22 protein-coding genes, 2 tRNA genes and 1 pseudogene are annotated in these 20,226 nt (G+C 39.0%); 12 read left to right on the top strand and 13 right to left on the bottom strand.

Features of this window, described 5'->3' with window-relative positions:
• Positions 1-247: 247 nt before the first annotated feature.
• From pepF to SNAG_RS02560, 7 genes are all read right to left on the bottom strand, one after another.
• On the bottom strand, positions 248-2,044 hold the full coding sequence (pepF, locus tag SNAG_RS02590) for an oligoendopeptidase F (RefSeq protein WP_096406253.1): 1,797 nt from the start codon (positions 2,042-2,044) through the stop codon (positions 248-250).
• 10 nt (positions 2,045-2,054) lie between these two features.
• Complete coding sequence (locus tag SNAG_RS02585; protein WP_096406251.1) at positions 2,055-2,798, bottom strand: 16S rRNA (uracil(1498)-N(3))-methyltransferase; 744 nt, start codon at positions 2,796-2,798, stop codon at positions 2,055-2,057.
• A 1-nt stretch (position 2,799) separates the two neighbouring features.
• Complete coding sequence (gene prmA, locus SNAG_RS02580; protein WP_096406248.1) at positions 2,800-3,750, bottom strand: 50S ribosomal protein L11 methyltransferase; 951 nt, start codon at positions 3,748-3,750, stop codon at positions 2,800-2,802.
• A gap of 136 nt (positions 3,751-3,886) precedes the next feature.
• Complete coding sequence (locus SNAG_RS02575) at positions 3,887-4,360, bottom strand: GNAT family N-acetyltransferase (RefSeq protein WP_096406245.1); 474 nt, start codon at positions 4,358-4,360, stop codon at positions 3,887-3,889.
• Positions 4,353-4,784, bottom strand: coding sequence for an NUDIX hydrolase (locus SNAG_RS02570; RefSeq protein WP_096406243.1), 432 nt, complete (start codon positions 4,782-4,784; stop codon positions 4,353-4,355). The genes SNAG_RS02575 and SNAG_RS02570 overlap by 8 nt, the downstream gene beginning before the upstream one ends.
• Position 4,785: 1 nt before the next feature.
• On the bottom strand, positions 4,786-5,853 hold the full coding sequence (locus tag SNAG_RS02565) for a M50 family metallopeptidase (protein WP_096406240.1): 1,068 nt from the start codon (positions 5,851-5,853) through the stop codon (positions 4,786-4,788).
• An 18-nt stretch (positions 5,854-5,871) separates the two neighbouring features.
• A complete protein-coding gene (locus SNAG_RS02560; RefSeq protein WP_096406238.1) occupies positions 5,872-6,342 on the bottom strand; it encodes a DUF3013 family protein in 471 nt (156 codons plus the stop codon).
• 115 nt (positions 6,343-6,457) lie between these two features.
• On the opposite strand from SNAG_RS02560, the gene SNAG_RS02555 reads away from it, so the two are divergent.
• The 4 genes from SNAG_RS02555 (at position 6,458) to SNAG_RS02540 (ending at position 9,072) form a co-directional block, all read left to right on the top strand.
• Positions 6,458-7,729 carry a replication-associated recombination protein A gene (locus SNAG_RS02555; RefSeq protein WP_096406235.1) on the top strand — a complete coding sequence of 424 codons (1,272 nt, stop codon included), beginning with the start codon at positions 6,458-6,460 and terminating at the stop codon, positions 7,727-7,729.
• Positions 7,730-7,992: 263 nt separating this feature from the next.
• Positions 7,993-8,065: transfer RNA gene (locus tag SNAG_RS02550), tRNA-Lys, on the top strand.
• Between the two features lie 356 nt (positions 8,066-8,421).
• The gene (locus SNAG_RS02545) at positions 8,422-8,937 is read left to right on the top strand and encodes a DUF308 domain-containing protein (protein WP_000672739.1); all 516 of its coding nucleotides are present in this window, start codon (positions 8,422-8,424) and stop codon (positions 8,935-8,937) included.
• A 62-nt stretch (positions 8,938-8,999) separates the two neighbouring features.
• Positions 9,000-9,072: transfer RNA gene (locus SNAG_RS02540), tRNA-Lys, on the top strand.
• 140 nt (positions 9,073-9,212) lie between these two features.
• On the opposite strand, the gene SNAG_RS02535 is transcribed toward SNAG_RS02540, so the two are convergent.
• Together SNAG_RS02535 and SNAG_RS02530 are read right to left on the bottom strand one after the other, a co-directional pair.
• Entirely contained in the window at positions 9,213-10,301 is a 1,089-nt protein-coding gene (locus SNAG_RS02535; protein WP_004256071.1) for an AI-2E family transporter, read from the bottom strand.
• Between the two features lie 9 nt (positions 10,302-10,310).
• On the bottom strand, positions 10,311-11,600 hold the full coding sequence (locus tag SNAG_RS02530) for a hypothetical protein (protein WP_096406232.1): 1,290 nt from the start codon (positions 11,598-11,600) through the stop codon (positions 10,311-10,313).
• A gap of 980 nt (positions 11,601-12,580) precedes the next feature.
• On the opposite strand from SNAG_RS02530, the gene SNAG_RS02525 reads away from it, so the two are divergent.
• From SNAG_RS02525 to SNAG_RS02510, 3 genes are all read left to right on the top strand, one after another.
• Positions 12,581-13,012 (top strand): Rrf2 family transcriptional regulator, encoded by a 432-nt coding sequence (locus SNAG_RS02525; RefSeq protein WP_000379854.1) that lies wholly within the window; start codon positions 12,581-12,583, stop codon positions 13,010-13,012.
• 90 nt (positions 13,013-13,102) lie between these two features.
• On the top strand, positions 13,103-14,107 hold the full coding sequence (locus SNAG_RS02520; RefSeq protein WP_024056548.1) for an NADP-dependent oxidoreductase: 1,005 nt from the start codon (positions 13,103-13,105) through the stop codon (positions 14,105-14,107).
• A gap of 54 nt (positions 14,108-14,161) precedes the next feature.
• A complete protein-coding gene (locus tag SNAG_RS02510; protein WP_096406230.1) occupies positions 14,162-14,380 on the top strand; it encodes a hypothetical protein in 219 nt (72 codons plus the stop codon).
• Between the two features lie 233 nt (positions 14,381-14,613).
• Here SNAG_RS02510 and SNAG_RS02505 read toward each other — a convergent pair whose 3' ends face one another.
• The gene (locus SNAG_RS02505) at positions 14,614-16,092 is read right to left on the bottom strand and encodes a M protein trans-acting positive regulator PRD domain-containing protein (RefSeq protein WP_096406227.1); all 1,479 of its coding nucleotides are present in this window, start codon (positions 16,090-16,092) and stop codon (positions 14,614-14,616) included.
• A gap of 296 nt (positions 16,093-16,388) precedes the next feature.
• Between SNAG_RS02505 and SNAG_RS02500 the strand changes: the two genes are divergently transcribed.
• From SNAG_RS02500 to SNAG_RS02480, 5 genes are all read left to right on the top strand, one after another.
• Positions 16,389-16,625, top strand: a complete 237-nt coding sequence (locus tag SNAG_RS02500) for a GlsB/YeaQ/YmgE family stress response membrane protein (RefSeq protein WP_000964741.1) — start codon at positions 16,389-16,391, stop codon at positions 16,623-16,625.
• Between the two features lie 99 nt (positions 16,626-16,724).
• Positions 16,725-17,288, top strand: coding sequence for an alkaline shock response membrane anchor protein AmaP (amaP, locus tag SNAG_RS02495; RefSeq protein WP_025168468.1), 564 nt, complete (start codon positions 16,725-16,727; stop codon positions 17,286-17,288).
• Positions 17,289-17,298: 10 nt separating this feature from the next.
• On the top strand, positions 17,299-17,469 hold the full coding sequence (locus SNAG_RS02490; protein ID WP_000454669.1) for a DUF2273 domain-containing protein: 171 nt from the start codon (positions 17,299-17,301) through the stop codon (positions 17,467-17,469).
• 11 nt (positions 17,470-17,480) lie between these two features.
• A complete protein-coding gene (locus tag SNAG_RS02485; RefSeq protein ID WP_070696162.1) occupies positions 17,481-18,065 on the top strand; it encodes an Asp23/Gls24 family envelope stress response protein in 585 nt (194 codons plus the stop codon).
• 41 nt (positions 18,066-18,106) lie between these two features.
• On the top strand, positions 18,107-18,310 hold the full coding sequence (locus SNAG_RS02480; protein WP_000102421.1) for a CsbD family protein: 204 nt from the start codon (positions 18,107-18,109) through the stop codon (positions 18,308-18,310).
• Positions 18,311-18,528: 218 nt separating this feature from the next.
• Here the strand turns inward: SNAG_RS02480 and SNAG_RS02475 are convergent, their stop codons facing one another.
• The 3 genes and pseudogenes from SNAG_RS02475 to SNAG_RS02460 all read right to left on the bottom strand — a co-directional run bounded on the left by SNAG_RS02475 (position 18,529) and on the right by SNAG_RS02460 (position 20,201).
• Positions 18,529-18,924 (bottom strand): hypothetical protein, encoded by a 396-nt coding sequence (locus SNAG_RS02475; protein ID WP_231906652.1) that lies wholly within the window; start codon positions 18,922-18,924, stop codon positions 18,529-18,531.
• 196 nt (positions 18,925-19,120) lie between these two features.
• Positions 19,121-19,643, bottom strand: a pseudogene (locus tag SNAG_RS10000) (thiol-disulfide isomerase).
• Between the two features lie 102 nt (positions 19,644-19,745).
• Entirely contained in the window at positions 19,746-20,201 is a 456-nt protein-coding gene (locus SNAG_RS02460; protein ID WP_096406222.1) for a GNAT family N-acetyltransferase, read from the bottom strand.
• Positions 20,202-20,226 lie beyond the last annotated feature (25 nt).

The following is a 20,226-nucleotide window of genomic DNA, read 5'->3' as shown; positions in this document are numbered from 1 at the left end:
TTGTTTATAAATCTATACCTTGCATCTATAATTACATAAAACAACTTAACTATAAATTGTAGTACATAGTTCCTCATCAATTTCTTAACTAAATTCAATCATATAGAAAATAAAAAGGATGATTAGTAATACCGATTCCGTTATTAATTCTGCTTTGCAATTACGACCCTCAACAATTTTCTTGACAATCACTACAAATAAAGCAAAAGTCCCATTAGCATCATTCTAGAACGACCTCTCTATTCCCTTACTCTCCCAACTCCGCACTGTAGGTCATAATCTGATCAACTGTGTCTGACAAGAACTGGATGGTATCACGGAGTGGTTTGTCTGTTGAAATATTGGCTCCGATAATCATGGCTGACTCAAGTGGTGTTTTGCTACCGCCAGACTTAAGGAGATTTAGCCAGTCTTCAGCTCCATTCTCAGAGTTCTTCAGATGAAGGAAACCAGCAGTCGAGATGACAAGTCCGGCTGAGTAGGTGTAACTATACAAGCCCATATAGTAGTGAGCTTGACGCATCCAAGTCAAAGCCGCATCGTCGTCAATTTCAATGGCATCTCCCCAGAAATCCGTCAAGACTTCCTTCATAATGCTGTTAAGTTTGCTTGCTCCAAAAGTCTCCCCTTCTTCAATCAATGTATAAACCTTACGTTGGAAGGCTGCTTCCAAGAGGTGGGTAATAAAGTTATGGAAGTAGGTATCTGTCAAACGGTGGGCAAGGGCAAAGCGTTTTTGACGAGGGTCGTCAGACTGGTGTTCCAAATAATCACTTAAAAGCAATTCATTGAAGGTTGATGGTGCTTCGACATAGTAGGTAGACATATGAGCGTTGAAGTAACTTTGGTGATTATCTGAAAAGATGAATTGACCAGAATGCCCGATTTCATGAATCAAGGTATAGACATCACTCAAACGACCTGTCCAGCTCATAAGGACATAAGGGTGCACACGATATGGATCCGTTGCATAACCGCCAGAATCCTTGCCACTATTGGCAGCGAAGTCCACCCAGCGCTCTTCTTGGTAGCGGGCAATTTCTTGGGTGTATTCTTGACCCAATGGTGCGACTGACTTCATGACCAAATCGTAGGCATCATCAATGCTCACTTCAGGATTAAGGGCGCTATCCAAGTCCAATTTCCAGTCTGCGAAGGTCATCTTTTCAAGACCATTGACCTTGGCAACATGCTTGAGGTATCTCTGAGCGACTGGCGCAAATTCCTGCATAATGAGGTCAATCTGACGATCAAACATGTCACGGTCTACTTCCTGCTCAGCTAGAAGATAGTCAAAAACTGAGGCATAGCCTTTCATATCTGCCAAGAGTTTTTCAGACTTGACTTGAGCTAGATAGGCTGCAGCTGCTGTATTCTGGTGCTTACGGAGTCCTTCTGAGAAGGAACGGAAGGATTTTTCACGAACCTCCGCGTCCTCGTGGTTTTGGTAGAAATTCTCATAAGTTACAAAGCTGTTTTTGTAGGTCTTGCCATGAGCTTCAAAGTCAGCCATTTCAAAATCCCCAGCACGCATCTTGGTGTAAATATCCTGTGGACTGTAGAAAACTTCGCCCAGATTGGTCAAGGCCTTTTCTACATCTGCCCCAAGATAGTGGGCTTTTTTGATTTTTGCCTGACGAATGGCAGCTGTTAAATGTGGTAATTCACCCAAACGATCCAAAACTTCCTCTTCAGCTTCCACCAAGGCATCGTCAAAGAAGGTCAAGGCTACACTGGCATCTGTTTCAAATTCCATCCCAGCTTGGGCAATGTTGGCAAAATCTTCATTGCTATAGTCTGTCGTCTGAGGCATAAAGGCGTAATTACCAATATGACTCATCTGAATGTAGATTTGTTCCAATTCCGCAAAGGCCTTCTCGAAATCTTCAAAAGTATGAAGATTTCCCTTGTAATCACGGCTAAATTGGTTAATATCTTCGCGAGTCTTTTCGATTGCTCGCAAGAAATCCTCACGGTCTTGGTAAAGGGCGGTTAAATCCCAAAGTTCCTTTTCAGGAAATTCTGAACGGTGTTTTTGTTCCATTTTCTTCCTCTTATTTCTCTAGTTCTAATAATACACTAATGGCTGATAAGGCATAAAGTGGGGCTGTTTCTGCTCGTAAAATGCGAGGACCAAGTCCTGCCAAGACGGCTCCTTTGGCTTCAAAACTCTCAATTTCTGCAGGTGAAAGACCGCCTTCTGGACCAAAGATAAAGAGCAATTTGGCTCCTTTTTCAAGACCAGTGACTGCTTGCAGAAGCGCAGCGGCTTCTCCCTCTTTTGCTGATTCTTCATAAGCCACCACAATTGAGTCAAACTGGTCCAGCTGGGCTAGAAAATCTGCTTTTTTCTCAAAAAGTTTGACACTCGGCACCAGATTTCGTTTGCTTTGCTCGGCTGCTCCAAGGGCGATTTTTTCTAGTTTTTCAACCTTTTTGCCCAATTTCTTGCCATCCCACTTGGCGACCGACCAATCAGCAGGAAAGGCCCAGATTTGGCTAGCACCCAGTTCGGTCACTTTTTGAGTGATGAATTCCAGCTTATCTCCCTTGGGAAAGCCGGATGCGATGGTCACTTGGACAGGTAGTTCTACATTATCAGCTAATTCTTCGAGCAATTCAAACTGACGGGCTTCCACATTTAGCACGCGCGCTAATCGCTTGATGCCATCATCAAAAACCAAGGTAACTTCATCATCTTCTTTCAGCCGCATAACCTGAAACATATGCTTGCTGGTGTCCTTGTCCTCGATGGTGATAGGAGAGATAGCACTTCCTTTGACAAAATATTGCTGCATGCTAGCCTCCAATCACACCTGAAATATCCTTGGTTTTCTTAAAGACACAGGCATTCCATTCCCCTTGCATCATGTGGGTTTCAAGGAAAAATCCAGCCGACTCAGCCGACTCGCGCACCATGTCCCACTTGTCCTTGATAATGCCACTCATGATCAGGTAGCCTTCATCCTTGACCAAGCGATAAGCATCCTCTGTCAGATGAATGAGAATATCCGCTAATATATTTGCCACAATGACATCTGCCTCAATCTCCACACCCTTGAGCAAATCTCCAGCAGCAACGTGGATGTTTTCCATACCTGGATTGAGCTCGATATTTTCCTGAGCCACACGAACTGCCACATCATCCAGGTCATAGGCGAAAATTTCCTTGGCGCCCAGAAGCGAGCTAGCAATGGAGAGGACACCTGAACCTGTCCCCACATCCAGCACCGTTTCGCCACCACGAAGAACCTGCTCCAAGGCAAATAGGCTCATCTTAGTGGTTGGATGGGTTCCTGTCCCGAAGGCCATACCAGGATCTAGCTTGATAATCTTTTCTCCCGCAGTCGCGTCATAGTCTGTCCATGACGGTACGATAGTCAGGTCATAAGTGATGCGAGCTGGCTCGTAATATTTCTTCCAGTTGTCTGCCCAGTCTTCCTCAGCTAAGGCAGTCGTCCCCATCTTGACTTCTCCTAAGTCCATAAAATCTGCCAATTCTGCCAGACGAGCCTGCAAGTCTGCCTCAACTGCCGCTACATCAACCGTTTCGGGATAATAGGCAGTCACCACGATTTCTTCCTGTTGCTCGACCTCTGGGAAAATCTCACCAAAACGGTCGACATTCCCCACATAGTCCATGCTGTCTTCAATCGCAACGCCCTGCGCTCCTAACTCGATCAAGAGATTGGAGACCAGCTCCTCTCCCTCACGCTTCACTGTAACTTTTAACTCTTGCCATGTTTCCATAATTAAGATACCAAGCCCGTCATACACAAAGCCAAATAGGAAATTCTCTGAAGACGCTTTTGTCTAAGAGAAGTTTATCTTTTTGGCACAGTGTTTAGGGCGGGTTCAGTTTAGAAATTTAACCGAACCATCCTTTCTATTTGTCAATCAATTTTTTCATGTAGACCATATCCATACCTTCTTTTTCAGGCTCGATATGAGTTTGACGGTAGCCATTTTTCTCATAAAAGGCAACCATCCCCGCATCCTGTAATACTGTACACAAATCCCACTGTTTAATCGTTTGAAATTCCTTTTCCAGCAATCTCAATCCCTCAGAACCATAACCTTTTCCTTGATGCTGAGGCAAAATCGCTGCCGTTCCCAACCAAGCCTCCGTCAACTCTTCATTGGTCTGAACTCGTAAAAATCCGATATTTTCGTCTTTTTCTTTCACAAAGTAGTAATAGCTATTAGGACGCTCAACCAATTTCCACTTGATTCGTTCACGGTCCTCCAGATAAGGATCATACTCATCTTGATATTTCTCATAGACAGCCTTAAAGCTAGCTCTTTGAATTGCAATTACGGTTTCTAAATCCTCTGCTCCTGCTCGTTCTAGTCTAATCATAGTTACTCTCCATATAATCCCTCACCCTGTCCTGCAACTGGGGGACAACCTTATCTGAGCCAAGAAACTCCTCAATGCCCATCAGTTTATAGCCCTGTCCTTCATCACCAAAGACGATACTATCAAACTGTTCCTGCCTTAACTTACCAACTAGAAAGACGGATTCCTTCCCCTCAAAAAGCATACTTGGATAAACCTTACTCCAAAGCAGGCAATCTTCAGTCAAATGAATTCCCAGTTCTTCAAAAACTTCACGCGCCGCGCACTCAAAAGGACTTTCATCACCCTCTCGTCCGCCACCTGGCAATTCCCAGGTATTAGGGTATGGAATGTTTAATTTGTCATCACGTAAGATAGTTAAGAGCTTATCACCACAAAAGAGGGCAATTTTGCAACCTGTAAAATCAGAAATTTCTATTTCCATATCAAACTCCTTCAGCTAATGCCTTCTCCAGCTCCTCTAACCAGTTTGCATAGTAGCCTTTCTCATCTCGCAACATGCGACTAGTATTCATTTTCTGTCTAGCAATCTTCATAGCCTTGCGAGTTTGAGCCATGTCTTTCCTTGCCTTAAATTGATACCAGGCTTGAATGATCTGCATGTCTGCCATTTTTAGAGACAAAAAGGATTTAACTCCTCGATTACTTGCATACTCCTCCGCTTTTTCATGATCTCCTTCTAGCAAGGCTATTTGAAGAAGGTATAATTGAGAAATCGTTTTAGACATTGGATTATCTGTTTTCTCTAGCAAAGACTGAAACTGTTGCTTTGCAAGTTCTATATTATCATCCAATATGAATACCAAGCCCTGAAGAGTCTGAACACTTTCTGCAAAACTCCCTCTCGCATCCTCATCAACAGGCATGGTAAAGTCTTTCAAATCATATTCTTGAGGAGCTAGCAAGGTCTGGGCAGAATGCCTCAACACTAGGTAGGCGTATTTGGTATTTTCAGGGTGTTGTAGCAATTCCCAGATTTTCGCTCCATCGGTGATGCCGACTGGCAAAGCGTTGTTTAGGAAGAAAGATAAATTCAGAAAAATCCAAGTACCAGCAAAATACCAGCTTCTTGTCAAAACTCCAAACAATATCGCCAATAATATCAAGCTGAGATGGACCATCAAGCCTCCTGAAAGCATCAGGATGATTCTTTGATCACTTTCATCTTCTTTCAATCCAATGTACTGAGCACCAACATTTTTCAGAACGGCTGTTCGACTAAGATAAAACCTGCCTGACTTTTTGGTCAAAAGAAAATGTCCTAATCCAAAAGCCACCAGCCGATAGCCTGTCAAGTAGCCACAAAAAGCATGACCCAGCTCATGAAGAATAAAGATTAAATACATGCTTAGAAGAGCAAAGGAATAACCAAAAGTAAAGGCTAAAACTGCAGAATACCCCAACTCTGCAAATGCGATAGTGCCACAAGCAAAAGCTAGCATAATAAAGGCAAAAGCTAGCACATAAACCAAATACGTCCCAAATTTTTTCATACTACCTTCTCCAAACTCCTAGTATCTCGGATAAGGATAAAATTCTCCCTCTTCCAAGCCAACCTTTCCCTCTTCAAAGACTTCTTGGTTCCATTCCATGACAAACTCCTCTGCTTCTGGGTCTTCCAAAAAGTCCATGAGCGCATCCAGCCCAACCTCTGCAGTGTCTTTGAGGAATAGAGCAAAATAGTTTAAAAATTCACGAGAAAATCCTTTCTTTGGCAGATAAGGGATAACTGTCAAATAGTCTTCCTCATTGACAGTTGACTTAGCAGGATTGTAAAAGAGTACCGCTTCTTCAAATAGGATATCGTCTGACGAAACCTCTCCGTCTTCATCTAACATCTCCACCCCTGCAGCATTTTGTGCCTCTAATAGAAAACTCACTTCAACCGCGTGGTTGCGCTTGTCCCAGCTAATCTCAAAGTCAAAGGGGAAGTTCTTGTCCAATTCTTCCTCTAAAACATCTAAAAATCCGTATGTTGCCATTTTGTCCTCTTTCTATGCGACTCTTAAATCGCCCCGATTACTCGGAATTATGCTAAAATAGATACTACCATCTTACCACATATACATCAGAAAATCCATGTTAGAAAGGACTGCTATGCCAGACAATCTCGCGCTTCGCATGCGCCCTAAAACCATCGACCAGGTCATCGGTCAGGAACATCTGGTCGGCCCAGGAAAAATCATCCGTCGCATGGTGGAGGCTAACCGCCTGTCATCCATGATTCTCTACGGACCTCCGGGTATCGGAAAAACCAGTATCGCCTCTGCCATCGCTGGAACGACCAAGTATGCCTTTCGGACCTTTAATGCGACAGTGGATAGTAAAAAGCGACTGCAAGAAATCGCGGAAGAAGCTAAATTCTCCGGTGGATTGGTCCTACTACTGGACGAGATTCACCGACTAGATAAAACCAAGCAAGACTTTCTACTTCCCCTCTTGGAAAGTGGTCTGGTCATCATGATTGGTGCGACGACTGAAAATCCCTTCTTTTCTGTCACTCCTGCCATCCGTAGCCGTGTTCAGATTTTTGAATTAGAACCCTTGTCCAATCAAGACGTCAAAGAGGCGATTCAGATCGCTCTAACTGACCCTGAGCGTGGTTTTGATTTCCCAGTTGAGCTAGATGAGGATGCGCTGGATTTCATCGCAACCTCTACCAATGGAGACCTCCGTTCTGCCTTTAATTCACTAGATTTGGCTGTTCTCTCTACTCCCGAAAATGACAAGGGCATTCGCCATATCACGCTTGATATTATGGAAAATAGCCTCCAGCGAAGCTATATTACTATGGACAAGGACGGGGATGGGCACTACGATGTCCTCTCAGCCCTGCAAAAGTCTATCCGTGGCTCGGATGTCGATGCCAGTCTCCACTACGTGGCCCGCTTGATTGAGGCTGGGGATCTTCCTAGTCTCGCTCGTCGTTTGACTGTTATCGCTTATGAAGATATCGGTTTGGCCAATCCTGAAGCTCAGATTCACACCGTGACTGCTCTGGATGCTGCACAAAGGATTGGTTTCCCAGAAGCCCGCATTCTCATTGCCAATGTCGTGATTGATTTGGCCCTTTCTCCAAAATCCAACTCAGCCTATGTAGCTATGGATAAGGCGCTTGCCGACCTCAAAACATCAGGGCACTTGCCTATTCCGCGACACCTGCGTGATGGGCATTATAGCGGGAGCAAGGAACTGGGAAATGCTCAAAACTATCTCTACCCCCATAACTATCCTGGACACTGGGTCAAGCAAGAATACCTACCAGAAAAAATCCGTGATCATCACTACTTTTCTCCAGAAGATAGTGGAAAATACGAACGAGCCTTGGCGCAACGCAAGGAAACCATTGATAAATTACGAAACTCGTGAAATCCTTTTCAAAATTTTTAATTTTCCCTTGATTTTTTTTGAAAAAGTGGTATTATATAAACATAGAAACGCTGTGGTGTACGACTTCACACTTAAGTGTTGACCGACTATTTTTTGTATTATTAGGGAAACAAAAGTCTTCTAACAGCATGTAGGCCGTCTCACACGGAAACAGCTTCAGTTAGAGCGAGTTGCCCACCTGCTTAATTGCGCGGGTTCAATACAAACCGTGAAGTTTCGGCACCAATACAGCTTTTTTCTTTGCCTCCTTAGCTCAGCTGGCAGAGCAGCGGACTCTTAATCCGTGGGTCACAGGTTCGATCCCTGTAGGGGGCATCTAAATACAACAGGAAAAGCCTTGATAACCAAGGCTTTTTTGCTTATCTATAACTGATTTGCCTCATCATTTGCCCCACTTTTAAATCTATCTTTTCTTTTTGAACCAAATTACATCTTAACAAATAGTGTAAAGCCAGTTACTTTTGCTTTGATGCCATACAATATTTTCATGTAGAGAAGACAAATTTTATCTTCTCTTTTTATTTTCAAAATAATAAAAACTGATTTTCTTTTCATAAATCAGACTGAAACTTCCAAATTTTCCATTTTGTTTATTGATATTTCCTCTAAAAAGGTGTATAATATTTTTATTATTAAACTATACTATACTATATAGGATAGGGGGTATTGAAATGAAATTTTCTAATCGTTTACTGCTATTCCTTGCAGGAGTTGTTTTTGTCCTTTTAGGACTTTTCCTATTTACAAACCCAGTAGCTAATCTTGTTGCTTACAGCTGGTGGATTGCATTTGGTTTACTGGTTTCTTCTATAGCAGCTATTTTAGGCTATTTCTCTGTACCAAAAGAGCTTCGCTCACCAGCTCATCTTTTCCAAGGGATTGTTAATCTTCTCTTAGCTCTTTACCTCGTTGCCTATGGCTTTGTGACGCTGCCAGTTGTCATTCCAACTATTTTAGGAATTTGGTTAATTGTAGAAGCCATTATAGCTTTCTTTAAAGGCAATCGTCTGGGATTGATTTTCCCTATTATTGGCAACCATATCATGTGGATAGCGTTGCTTGCATTTTTACTAGGTCTAGTGATTTTGTTCAATCCAGTAGCTACAAGTGTCTTTGTCGTTTATGTCGTTGCCTTTGCATTTTTAATTGTTGGTTTCACCTATATCCTTGATGCCTTTCGTAAATAATCTAGCTGCCATTTTGGGCATATTAAAATAGCTGGGAAGTTACATTCTCAGCTTTTTCTGTTGCCTCCTTAGCTCAGTTGGTAGAGCAGTAGACTCTTAAGCTATGGGGCGCAGGTTCGAGCCCTGCAGGGGGCACATCTAAATCAACAGAAATAAGCCTTGAAACCAAGGCTTTTTTTAACGTCTAATAGCTTTTTGTAGAAAAGTATTTAAAAATAAAAGAGAAGAGAATCTCTCACTCTCTTCTCAGTATATCTTATTAAATTTAGTTTTTCTTAATCTAGCTGATTTTCCTTTGCAACGACAAATTCCTTAACCAATCGATAGATAACAGCAAATATCGGTGTAAAGAATATCATCCCAAGTAAGCCAAAGAGATTGCCTCCAATACTAGCAGCCGCAAGCGTGAAAATAGCTGGCAAACCAATAGACTGACCTACAACTCTAGGATAAATAAGGTTTCCTTCAATCAGCTGTATAACTTGATATAGAAGAAGAGAAAGTAAGGCTTGAGTAGGACTCACTGTGAAGATAAAAATCGCTCCCACAACACAAGCAATCATAGGCCCTACATAAGGAATGAACGATAGCACTCCTGCAAAGATACCTGTCATTACTCCATAGGGTATCCCAAACACGCTGTAACCAACCGCTATCATAACTCCTATGATAACTGCTTCAATCAGCTGACTCATCAAAAATTGGTCATAAGTCTCTAGTGCTACTTGTCCAATGTAAGTCAACTTTATCACCACCTTCTCTGGAAGAAAAACTTTTAGAAGTCGACTCGTCATCGCTGCCAAATGTTCCTTACTGGATAAAAATAAAAAGGTGAAGACTATAATCAAAAAGGCATTCATCAAACTTGAAAAAATATTGCCGATATTACTAGTCAGACCTGATAAAAAACCTATCAAAGCTTGGCTAATAGAGCTTGACTGTCCCTGAATTCCTGATACGATAGTTGACAACATGTCTTTGGTTACAAATTCCGAGCTGCCTAGCAATTTCCCAAGTTGAGTAAGGACTGTTGAAAGGACTGTTCCCAGCTGACTAATAGTCTGGGCTAGGGTTGGCAGCACCAAAACCAAAAGAGCAATCACGATTAAGATAAGAGCTAGGAAAACAAGTACCATGGCAATCGGACGACGCAACTCTGCCTTTACCTTCAATTTAACTAAGTACTGTTCAATTTTTTTCATAGGAACATTAAGCACAAAAGCAATAACAGCACCATAAATCAAGGTTGATATTACATCAAAGAGAGAGATTGCTCCTGATATAAAGCTCGATGCATTCAGAATTACAAGAGCAACCAGCCCTATAAAAAGTATTAACGGGGTGTATTTTTTTACTAAGTTCATAAATTCTCCTTAATAAACATGTTTAGATACGACTATACTATTTGGTTTTTCAAACTCTCGATTAAGGTAGGCTTGGTAAGTTCCTGGAGCGATAAATCCTTTGGGTGAGAGGATATCGGTGCCAGCCTGACCGACTATGGTATCAGCCAAGAGCACACAGTTTGTAGATAAGACAAAGTAGGATTTAAACTTAGATTTGATAAATTTATAAAGTTCCCCATCTGTCTCATGTCTGATTTTATAAGCGTAGGTGTAGTCTTCCTTACCATCACCTGTCATGATTTTATCTGCACTTGGCTCCCATGGAATCGTCAGTTGTTTCAATTCAGCCAACTTTTTCTGAACTGCTTTTTCCATTTCAGGCGTCAAATCTATCCCATAACCAAAAAGCGTTTTTTGACTCTCACGTTTACATAGGTCAATGTACTTGTCACGATCACAGAAATATAAGACACCATCTCCTACCATGCCAAATAAGGTCTCAGAAGACGGATCATAGTTGCCATAAGAAATAACACGGCCTTGATAGCAGATATCCACATGACCAATTGCCGAAAACAGAGAGGTCTCAGCTGTATGAACAAAAATTTCAAGCTCCGCTGTCTTACCAGACTTCACCATTCCAAGATGGATATCCTCTCTCTCATCAGCATTTTCCTGCATGAATTTGTTGATTTTTGCTAAAGTTCTTGCAGGGATGAGAGCGGCTAGGACAATAGGTAAGCTAATTCTAATGCGACGTTTGAGATGGTTTTTCCCAATTTCCTCCTCAAACAAGAAACCATCACGGATATTGGACACACCATAAAGGAAAAAATAAGCCCCTAATACAAAGAGTTGAAAGACAGAATTTCCTGTAGAGGACAAAAGACTAGTCCCACCAAGAAAAACTAGTACGAGTCCATCTAGTAAGAGACGAAAACGAGGTCGAATTTTGTTTTTGCGGTAGAGAACATAGGTGACAAGGTTAATACTAGCATGAAAAATCTGATAAACTCCAATCACAAGAGCCAAAATATAAATCGGCACATCCGTCGCAAGATTAGAACCTAGCAAATATCCCAGCACTAACAATTTAACCAGTGCAACTCCCAAGGTATCCGTTGACTGGCTTTTTTTGAAAACTCTTAATAGCAAATCTACGACCGTTGCTATCCAAGCTAAAAACAGAACCAGGCGAATAACTGTTACTGGCAACCAAGTCCCCGTGACCATCAAGATGAGACCTAGCAGAACAAACAAGAACCCCTGAGCAAGTAATTTCTTACCTGTCAGACCTAAAGATAGAATTTTCGCCATATAAAAACCTTTCAACAATAAAAATTAAACACTCCGATTAAACTGACTAGTAAATAGCCAACACTACAAACAGCCTGTGCCAGCAACATATGGTGACTAGAAATGACTGTAGTAATGTCACCATCTTGTCTTATGCACTTCTAAAATTTGTTTTATTGATTCGAAAACAAAGCTAATAAAAATTAACTAAACTTGAGAGATAAGTACAATTGAGACGAAAAAATGTATAACCAATTCAACTTGTTAAGGTAAGAAAGCATTATTTCCAATCTATTAATTATTCATCTATTACCTATTATGACACAATATTCCCTATAGTTCAACTTTTACTTGTTTTTATATTACACGGACTAAAAAGTTTTCAACAGTTGATTGCATTTGTTTTAATAAGTTTTAACCTTTCTTGGTTAGATAAAAAAAGAACCATACAGTTTAGAATCTGTATGGTTTTTGCCCCACTTTTGTCCCATTTTTAAATCATGACATTGAAAATACCTAAAATCACTTATATTTCAATATTTTTAATTGCTCTCAATATGAAAGTCCTTTCCAAATCCCTGTAGGGGGCATCTAAATCAACAGGAAAAAGCCTTGATTTACAAGGCTTTTTTGCTTGTCTATAACTGATTTGCCCCACTTTTGTCCCATTTTTAAATCATGACATTGAAAATACCTAAAATCACTTATATTTCAATATTTTTAATTGCTCTCAATATGAAAGTCCTTTCCAAATCCCTGTAGGGGGCATCTAAATACAACAGGAAAAAGCCTTGATTTACAAGGCTTTTTTGTGTATCTGTTCTACTTTTGGTCAACTAATGGATATCAACGGTATAATTTTATGAACACCCTTCCCAGACAGCTCTAATCTGATTGCACTCAAAATTTTTTAAAATTTAAAACAAAAGACTTGCTTTTCTTTTAATTTATGTTATACTTGTTCTTGTATCTGATACAAGTTTATTAAGAGAGGGATTCATATGGATACAAAATTCTCAGTTGCTTTGCATATCTTAACAATGATTAGTGAAAGCAAGGAAACCTTAAGTTCTCAAGCACTAGCTATTAGTGTTGGGACTAACGCTAGTTACATTCGAAAAGTGATTGCCTTATTGAAAAATGCAGATTTGATTCATTCCCAGCAAGGAAAAACAGGTTATCAACTCAGTAAGTCTCCAAAGAAAATGACTTTACTAGAGATCTACTATGCTACTCAAGAAATCAATCACATTAGTTTATTCCCTGTTCATCAAAATAGCAATCCTGATTGCCCTGTTGGAAAACATATCCAAGGAGCAGTTTCACCGCTTTTCGCTAGTGCCGAATCTCAATTAGAGAAGGAATTAGCAAATCAAACTTTAGAAGATGTCATTGACAATCTATATAAACAAGCTAAACAAGTCCGAAACTGATTTGATAACAAGTCAGTTTTTACTGGAAATAACATATACTTGTATCAGATACAGGTATAAAATCATATAGAAAAAGAAAAGAGAAATCACATGAAAGCCGCACAACACACTACTTATAACAAAAACAATATCACACTGAACATCACAGAAATCGCTAAACCAAGTATTACAGACAAACAAGTATTGGTGAAAGTCACCGCAGCCGGTGTTAATCCTCTCGATAACATGATCTCTCGTGGTGAGGTCAAGATGATTGTTCCTTACAAACTTCCTCAAACTGCAGGTAACGAGGTCGGTGGGATCGTTGAAAGCATTGGCAAGCAAGTTGACAACTTTCAGATAGGAGACCGTGTCTTTGGCCGTCTGCCACTTGATCATATCGGCGCCTTTGCAGAATACGTAGCTGTCGATAGCCAAGCCTTAGCCAAGGTTCCAGACTATCTATCAGACGAGGAGGCTGCTTCTGTTCCTCTTACTGCCTTGACCATTATACAGGCTCTTGAACTCATGGGCGCTCAAGCTGGGAAAACGATCTTTATTTCTGGTGGGACTGGTGGTGTCGGTGGAATGGCCATTCCAATTGCCAAGGCCAAAGGTTTGAAGGTCATCACCAATGGAGCTGGAGATAGTGCTGAGCGTGTTCTGAAACTAGGAGCAGATAGATTTATCGATTACAAAACAGAGGATTATACAAAAACTGTTAGCCAGGTTGATTATGTCCTCGATACACTTGGTGGGGCTGAAACTGAAAAACAAATGTCTATCATGAAAAAAGGTGGTCATCTTGTTTCCCTTCGTGCCATGCCAAACGGTGCCTTTGCCAAACGCATGAATCTACCAAAATGGAAACAGATGATTCTTGGCTTAGCAGGTCGCAAATTTGATAAGATGGCGGAAAAATATGGCGTCCACTATCATTTTATCTTTGTAGAAAGCAATGGCGCTCAATTACAAGAGGTAGCTGACCTCTTTAGTAAATTAGAAATCAAACCCTCTATCGATACAGTTTATCCATTTGAAGAGGTAAATAGCGCATTAGACAAGGTCGCTAATGGTCGCTCACGTGGAAAAACAGTCCTCAGCTTTAAGAAATAAAAAGGAAAACACAATGTCATATCTTACAACTAAAAATCAATACATCACTTGGCAATGGATAAGTGGTTCGGAAAAGGTCTAACCAAACGTCAGCAAAGCTTGCCAGGCCTAGCCTACTATCTCATTGAAGTTACAAGTAAAGAGGAACTCCTTATCATTGACCAGCATACACGTGAAGTTGAGGCACCAATCACATGGCTAAACTCAAGAGAGTTAGAATTTAGTGATCCATATGGTTTTGTAACCCGTGTTCGAATAGCCAACAAATCATAGGATAGGGTTTCGATTCAATCTATGATACATCCCGTTTCAAGTTTTTTGATACAAGATTAAAAGGTCTTTCTTTTTATACTTACCTCTGGGCATATACTATTTAAAACAGATCCCAAAATGAATGTAACAAGGATCTCTGCTAATGATAGATATGAAATTTTTTAATATTCAAAAAGACTCCACCTATCTAAAGGAAATCTACCCTAGAGATGGATGGAGTCTTCTTTCACTCACTAATCTAATCGAATAAACATCATTGCGTTAAGCAAAGAGATGAGAGCGACTGTATTGACATTATTGGAATAGATTAGTCTCTTATTTTCAATAGGAGGAATAATAAAATTAGAAATAATGATATCGTAAGGTGAATCTTTTAGGGACTCAAGTGATAACTCTAATTCACTCCAAACTTCCAGTTCAAAATTGTTGCTGCAATAATAAGAAAGTGTTTCCGCTACTGATTTTGCATGATACTGATCAAAATTGCTCATGACTAAAACCTTTAATTTGGGTTGATTTTGTAAAAGATTTAGAACTAAGTGTTTGCTATGGGTGATAAAAGTATAGGATAAATGATTGACTTTCATCGAATTGCAATCCATATCCAAACCCTCTAGATAATGTTCAATTCCTTCCTTCACCTCTGAAACAAATCGAGGAAAAATATTTTGAAAGTTCTTGATTGTATTGCCTTTTTGATCAAACAGGATAAACTCTGTAGATAATTCCTGACGATGCAGATGTGCCGTATTATGTAGATGCCAGATAAGATTGTCCTTATTGTCTATTTGAAGATTATACTCTCTTGATACCTGATCAACTAACTCTCCCAATAATCGATATGATTTTTTTACATAACTGTCTGTTTTGGCATAGCTCAGAAATACTTCTTCATCTATGAAAAACATTTTTTGAAAATAGGATACAAACAGTTGACCTATCACTTCTTTATTCAGAGAGATATGATATTCAGAGTCAAAGCTCGCTACAATGTCTTCGATTCCTTCTGCCTGCATGAAAGATTCTAACAATTCATTGTTAAAAGAATTTTTCTCAACTTCCAAGAAATGACTAAACTTTATTCGATATAAATTCGTAACGAGGAGCAACTTTAGCATTCTTTGAGTTGCGAAATTGACAGGAAATGCTGTTTCTTTATAGACCAGTGCTAACAGCTTACACAAAGGTTCTACTGAAAAATCTTCAAAAGGCCATTCAAAGAAATAATATTTCTCTGAAAAATACTGAGCAAAAAAGTAACGGATATCAATCTCATTTCCTGTGATTCGAACTGGATTAAGGTTAATTTCAAAACGATATTGTTTCTTAATAATTTTATTAATATGACTGATGATACGGTAAAGAGAGGAAGAACTGATATAAAACTCTTTGCAAATACTATCAGTATCACATCCTTCATTAAAAAAGATAAATTCTAAAATTGAAAAGTGGGTTGAATGCTTAAAAAAATGATGATAGACCATCTCAATATCACTATCATCAGTATTAATGATACGGATGCCGTTTGTTGAGGAATGAAATATCAAGTCAGGAAAAGAAGACCTGACATGGGACAAGTCATCTTTTACAGAACGTTCTGTACAGTGCAATAATTCTGCTAGTTCTGAAATATGAAACCAGCGTTTGTTTTCAAATAGTAATTCTAATAATTCTAATTGTCTGTGACTTTTTTTCGATAATAAATCTCTCATGGATAGCTTTTCTTTCTTTATAATAAACTGAAGGATTGTCTTTCAATCTTCATGCAATTATACCACATGGAGTGTATTTATCCTCTTACAACGACTTTTGCTTGTCATAAAAAGACTAGTCTAATCCCTTAGAAACCCAGTAGCTTCAAGATTTTCTTATTTATTTGTATCTAAAGTACATGTTTACAGTACGGTTTTTAAGACGAACTATTATGTTTCCAAGTTGAAATACTATATAATTAGTTCAATCAAAGAAATTGACTCTTTGATTTAGAAATAGAAAAGGAGGATACACTATGTTGTGGTCCATTATTGTAGGAGGTCTTATTGGTCTCATCGCAGGTGCAATCACTAAAAAAGGTGGTTCAATGGGATTGATTGCAAATATCTTTGCAGGTCTTATCGGTTCGTCTGTAGGGCAATCACTTCTAGGAAGCTGGGGACCTTCATTGGCTGGAATGGCTATTATTCCGTCAATCGTTGGTGCTGTGATTGTTGTTGCAGTCGTTTCATTTCTATTTGGTAAAAAATAAGCATTACCTAATAAGAAATTAAAAGTGATAAGCCATAATTTTGAATACTGTAGACGGGTAAAATTATGGTTTAAAGCTTTTCAATTGAAAGGATTTAATATGTCAAAATCAAAGAAAATATTGTTACTTATTTTCTGTATCTTAATCTTGACTATTTTCCTTCCTATTCTCATAGATTATCATCAGGTCAGTGATTTAGGGATCCACTTATTCAGTTGGAGAGAACTCTACGCTGAATTCCTGATTGCTAGATATGTCTTTTGGGGGACACTTGTCCTATCTGTTTTAGTTTTAATTTCAATGTTAGTGATACTCTTTTATCCTAAACAATATCTAGAGATTCAATTAGAAACTCAAGAAGATACATTAAAACTAAAAAATTCAGCTATCGAAGGCTTTGTTCGATGTTTGGTTATTGATCATCAGTTGATGAAAGAACCAACGGTCCATGTAAATAGCCGCAAAAATAAATGTTTCGTTACTGTAGAAGGGAAAATTCTTCCTTCAGACAACATCTCAAATCGATGTCTAGTCATTCAGAATGAAATAACTCATGGATTAAAGCAGTTCTTTGGTATTGAACGTGAGGTAAAACTTGAAGTTAAAGTAAAAGAATTTGAACCTCGAAAAACGACCAAAAAGACTGTTAGTCGTGTAAAGTAAGGAAGTAAAAATGGAATGGTTTAAAAAATATCAGTATCCAATCATTGCAGGTTTAGTAGGTGTCATTCTCGCTTGCTTTATCCTATCCTTTGGCTTTTTCAAAACACTATTTGTACTAATTTGTGGAGCCCTAGGAGCATTTGCTGGATACTATGTTAAGGAAAAATATTTAAATAAATAAAGGAGTCTCGTATGTCAAACGTAGATAAAAATGTAGAAAAAAAAGATGTTGCTGTTGTTTCTCAAGATGTTAAAGGGGAACTCACTTATGAAGACAAAGTCATCCAAAAAATCATTGGTCTTTCACTTGAAAAAGTACCTGGACTTTTGGATGTGGATGGAGGATTCTTCTCTAATCTAACAGAAAAAATTATCAATACAGATAATGTCACTCATGGTGTCAATGTTGAAGTTGGGAAAGAACAAGTTGCAGTTGACTTGAACATTGTTGTTGAATACCAAAAGAATGTTCCTGCTTTGTACAAGGAAATCAAAGATGTTGTCGTATCACAAGTTACAAAAATGACGGATCTAGAAGTTGTTGAAGTCAATGTGAATGTTGTTGATATCAAAACGAAGGAACAGCATGAAGCAGATTCAGTAAGCCTTCAAGACCGAGTAACTGACGTGGCTTCTTCAACAGGAGAATTTGCTTCAGAACAATTTGAAAAAGTGAAATCTGGTATCGGTTCAGGTGTTGCTGCTGTTCAAGAAAAAGTAGGCGAAGGTGTTGAAGCCGTTAAAGGCGAAACAAATGAAAAAGCTCGCGTACACTAATTCATCTGGTCTAAATCAATCAATTTAAAGGAGGCAGAATCATGTCAACAGAAGAAAAATTAAATCAAGCAAAAGGTTCCATTAAAGAAGGTGTCGGCAAAATGATTGGCGATGAAAAAATGGAAAAAGAAGGAACAGCTGAAAAAGTTGTTTCTAAAGTAAAAGAAGTTGCCGAAGATGCTAAAGACGCAGTCGAAGGCGCTATTGAAGGTGTTAAAAACATGCTTCACAAAGACGAAAAATAAGACTAAAAGTTAGCTGACCTTTTCATCTATAGTAGTCAAAAAGAGGACCGCAAATGTCCTCTTTTTTCGTAGATCGGATTCTAAACACGTTTCCCAATTTTCGTTAAAAGGAATTGTCAACAGGAAGAGCCTTGGAATCAAGGCTTTTTGCTTGTTTAAAATAATATGGCTCCTTTTAAAGATACAACATTTAAAAGGTTACACACTAATAGACTGACTTACTTATCCACCACCTGTGCTTCAAATTGGGCTGGTTGGTTGTCTACATTGGTAATGCTTATCGTGTAGGGCTTGTTATTGGTGGCATCAAACACTTTTTCACCTTGGTAATTCACAACAACTCCATCTTTTACTAAATAAATATCTGGTTGGGTGTTTGGAAGTTCTTCATCCTCCTCGTCCAAACCATGGCTTTTTATAATTTTTTGTCCCTCTACTTCAGAGTAAACATCACCAGTTCTCTCACTCCAAACACTTGAGCCAGTTAATTTAATTCTGCTTGAATCATTTTTCTTCAAGATGAAGATTGAATAGTATTCCAAATCTTGTGTTCTGTGATTTACTCTTAAGTTGACGGATTGACCTGGTTGAAGAGTGTATTTGCCATAGTTCAAAACTGAAAAGACAAACTAGACTAGCAGCAAACTATACAAGACTCCTATAAAGATTCGTGAGCGCCTACTTTTAAACAAACGTAAAAGTAACACAAAAGAGACAATAAAGAGCAATTCTGTAAACATTCTTGTCCCTCCTTTCTCACAATCATTGACATCCTGAACAGAGTCTCGCATCCATTTCTCACTAGTAACATCAAGCATACAAAGTCTGATACATCTTATCTAGAAAAGATTTCAACTCTTTTTGAACAATCTTTAACAAGCGTTCTTCTTCGGCTTGAGATATCGTCGCACTTTCTTTATTTTGATTCCTAATATAAGAATAGTAACTACGTTTTAGGGTTAATTGATGATCTAAAATATAGTAGGCATTTATTTTTTCCTCATTTACCATTGTTTCAAATAAAACAGAGACTTATCCCTGCCAGGATTCAACATTTTCAAATCGATGTCTCCTTTTATCCCTATGGAGTCAATCCCTCCATCCAAGCGAATAGCTCTATCGGAAGGAACAATATAGCCAGCTTTTCGCATGTCAGACGCATATTTTCCTGAATCCATTAAATGTTGTAAGACTGCTATATTATCCTTTTCTTCAAAGGAAGCCTTTAGTTGGAACTGTTTTGGTGGTTTTGATACAGAAAATAAAGATTGATACCAACAACTAAGGCAATTACAGAAGCGAGCAAGATTCGTATTTTTCTACATCTCGACATGTTTATCTCCTCTATCTAAGAAATCGTAGAAATCTTGTTTCCAATTTTAAAAGGCAACTTCCTTATCCTTGGATATCCTTGGGACTCTAACTCAAGTGACTGCTATCTACCCTTTTTCATGATGTATTTTCGTATAGGTGTTTCAACCATTTGAACGATTTCAAATCCTTCTTTTTGGTAAAGATTGTAAGCTTTTTGATTTGCCTCGTAGACATTTAGAGAAATAGTATCTATGTCTTCATTTTCAAATGCCAAACTAACAAACTTCCTTAAAGCCTGGCTACCTAAGCCTTGTCCCTGTTTCTGGGGATTGATAAAAAATCTCCCGATATGAAGATTCCTGTCTTCTAGCCTGATTTTCTGGATAAGCCCCACAAACTCTTGTCCATCAAAGATTGAAAAGATTCCTTCTAAATCTTGCAAGACTTGAATGGTTAAGGGAAAAGGAATCATTGGTCCCATCCATTGTTCTTGAAAGGATTTGCCAAGGGAGTTGGACCATTGGCATACGAGCTGAGCATTTTCTACGCTTACCTTTTCTTCAAAACGCATTGTCATATTTTCCTCACCATCTTATCTATGT

The organism is Streptococcus sp. NPS 308, from assembly GCF_002355895.1.
Classification (GTDB): Bacteria; Bacillota; Bacilli; order Lactobacillales; family Streptococcaceae; genus Streptococcus.
This window is presented reverse-complemented; position numbering and strand designations above follow the sequence as displayed.

Excerpts from the sequence above, each read along its gene's own strand:
- amaP (WP_025168468.1), top strand. The coding sequence starts at position 16,725 with ATGTCAAAATCAAAGAAAATATTGTTACTTATTTTCTGTATCTTAATC.
- SNAG_RS02485 (WP_070696162.1), top strand. The coding sequence starts at position 17,481 with ATGTCAAACGTAGATAAAAATGTAGAAAAAAAAGATGTTGCTGTTGTT.
- SNAG_RS02520 (WP_024056548.1), top strand. The coding sequence starts at position 13,103 with ATGAAAGCCGCACAACACACTACTTATAACAAAAACAATATCACACTG.
- SNAG_RS02545 (WP_000672739.1), top strand. The coding sequence starts at position 8,422 with ATGAAATTTTCTAATCGTTTACTGCTATTCCTTGCAGGAGTTGTTTTT.
- SNAG_RS02525 (WP_000379854.1), top strand. The coding sequence starts at position 12,581 with ATGGATACAAAATTCTCAGTTGCTTTGCATATCTTAACAATGATTAGT.
- SNAG_RS02555 (WP_096406235.1), top strand. The coding sequence starts at position 6,458 with ATGCCAGACAATCTCGCGCTTCGCATGCGCCCTAAAACCATCGACCAG.
- pepF (WP_096406253.1), bottom strand. The coding sequence starts at position 2,044 with ATGGAACAAAAACACCGTTCAGAATTTCCTGAAAAGGAACTTTGGGAT.
- prmA (WP_096406248.1), bottom strand. The coding sequence starts at position 3,750 with ATGGAAACATGGCAAGAGTTAAAAGTTACAGTGAAGCGTGAGGGAGAG.
- SNAG_RS02490 (WP_000454669.1), top strand. The coding sequence starts at position 17,299 with ATGGAATGGTTTAAAAAATATCAGTATCCAATCATTGCAGGTTTAGTA.
- SNAG_RS02560 (WP_096406238.1), bottom strand. The coding sequence starts at position 6,342 with ATGGCAACATACGGATTTTTAGATGTTTTAGAGGAAGAATTGGACAAG.
- SNAG_RS02500 (WP_000964741.1), top strand. The coding sequence starts at position 16,389 with ATGTTGTGGTCCATTATTGTAGGAGGTCTTATTGGTCTCATCGCAGGT.
- SNAG_RS02480 (WP_000102421.1), top strand. The coding sequence starts at position 18,107 with ATGTCAACAGAAGAAAAATTAAATCAAGCAAAAGGTTCCATTAAAGAA.
- SNAG_RS02460 (WP_096406222.1), bottom strand. The coding sequence starts at position 20,201 with ATGACAATGCGTTTTGAAGAAAAGGTAAGCGTAGAAAATGCTCAGCTC.
- SNAG_RS02565 (WP_096406240.1), bottom strand. The coding sequence starts at position 5,853 with ATGAAAAAATTTGGGACGTATTTGGTTTATGTGCTAGCTTTTGCCTTT.
- SNAG_RS02510 (WP_096406230.1), top strand. The coding sequence starts at position 14,162 with ATGGATAAGTGGTTCGGAAAAGGTCTAACCAAACGTCAGCAAAGCTTG.
- SNAG_RS02575 (WP_096406245.1), bottom strand. The coding sequence starts at position 4,360 with ATGATTAGACTAGAACGAGCAGGAGCAGAGGATTTAGAAACCGTAATT.
- SNAG_RS02535 (WP_004256071.1), bottom strand. The coding sequence starts at position 10,301 with ATGAACTTAGTAAAAAAATACACCCCGTTAATACTTTTTATAGGGCTG.
- SNAG_RS02505 (WP_096406227.1), bottom strand. The coding sequence starts at position 16,092 with ATGAGAGATTTATTATCGAAAAAAAGTCACAGACAATTAGAATTATTA.
- SNAG_RS02530 (WP_096406232.1), bottom strand. The coding sequence starts at position 11,600 with ATGGCGAAAATTCTATCTTTAGGTCTGACAGGTAAGAAATTACTTGCT.
- SNAG_RS02570 (WP_096406243.1), bottom strand. The coding sequence starts at position 4,784 with ATGGAAATAGAAATTTCTGATTTTACAGGTTGCAAAATTGCCCTCTTT.
- SNAG_RS02585 (WP_096406251.1), bottom strand. The coding sequence starts at position 2,798 with ATGCAGCAATATTTTGTCAAAGGAAGTGCTATCTCTCCTATCACCATC.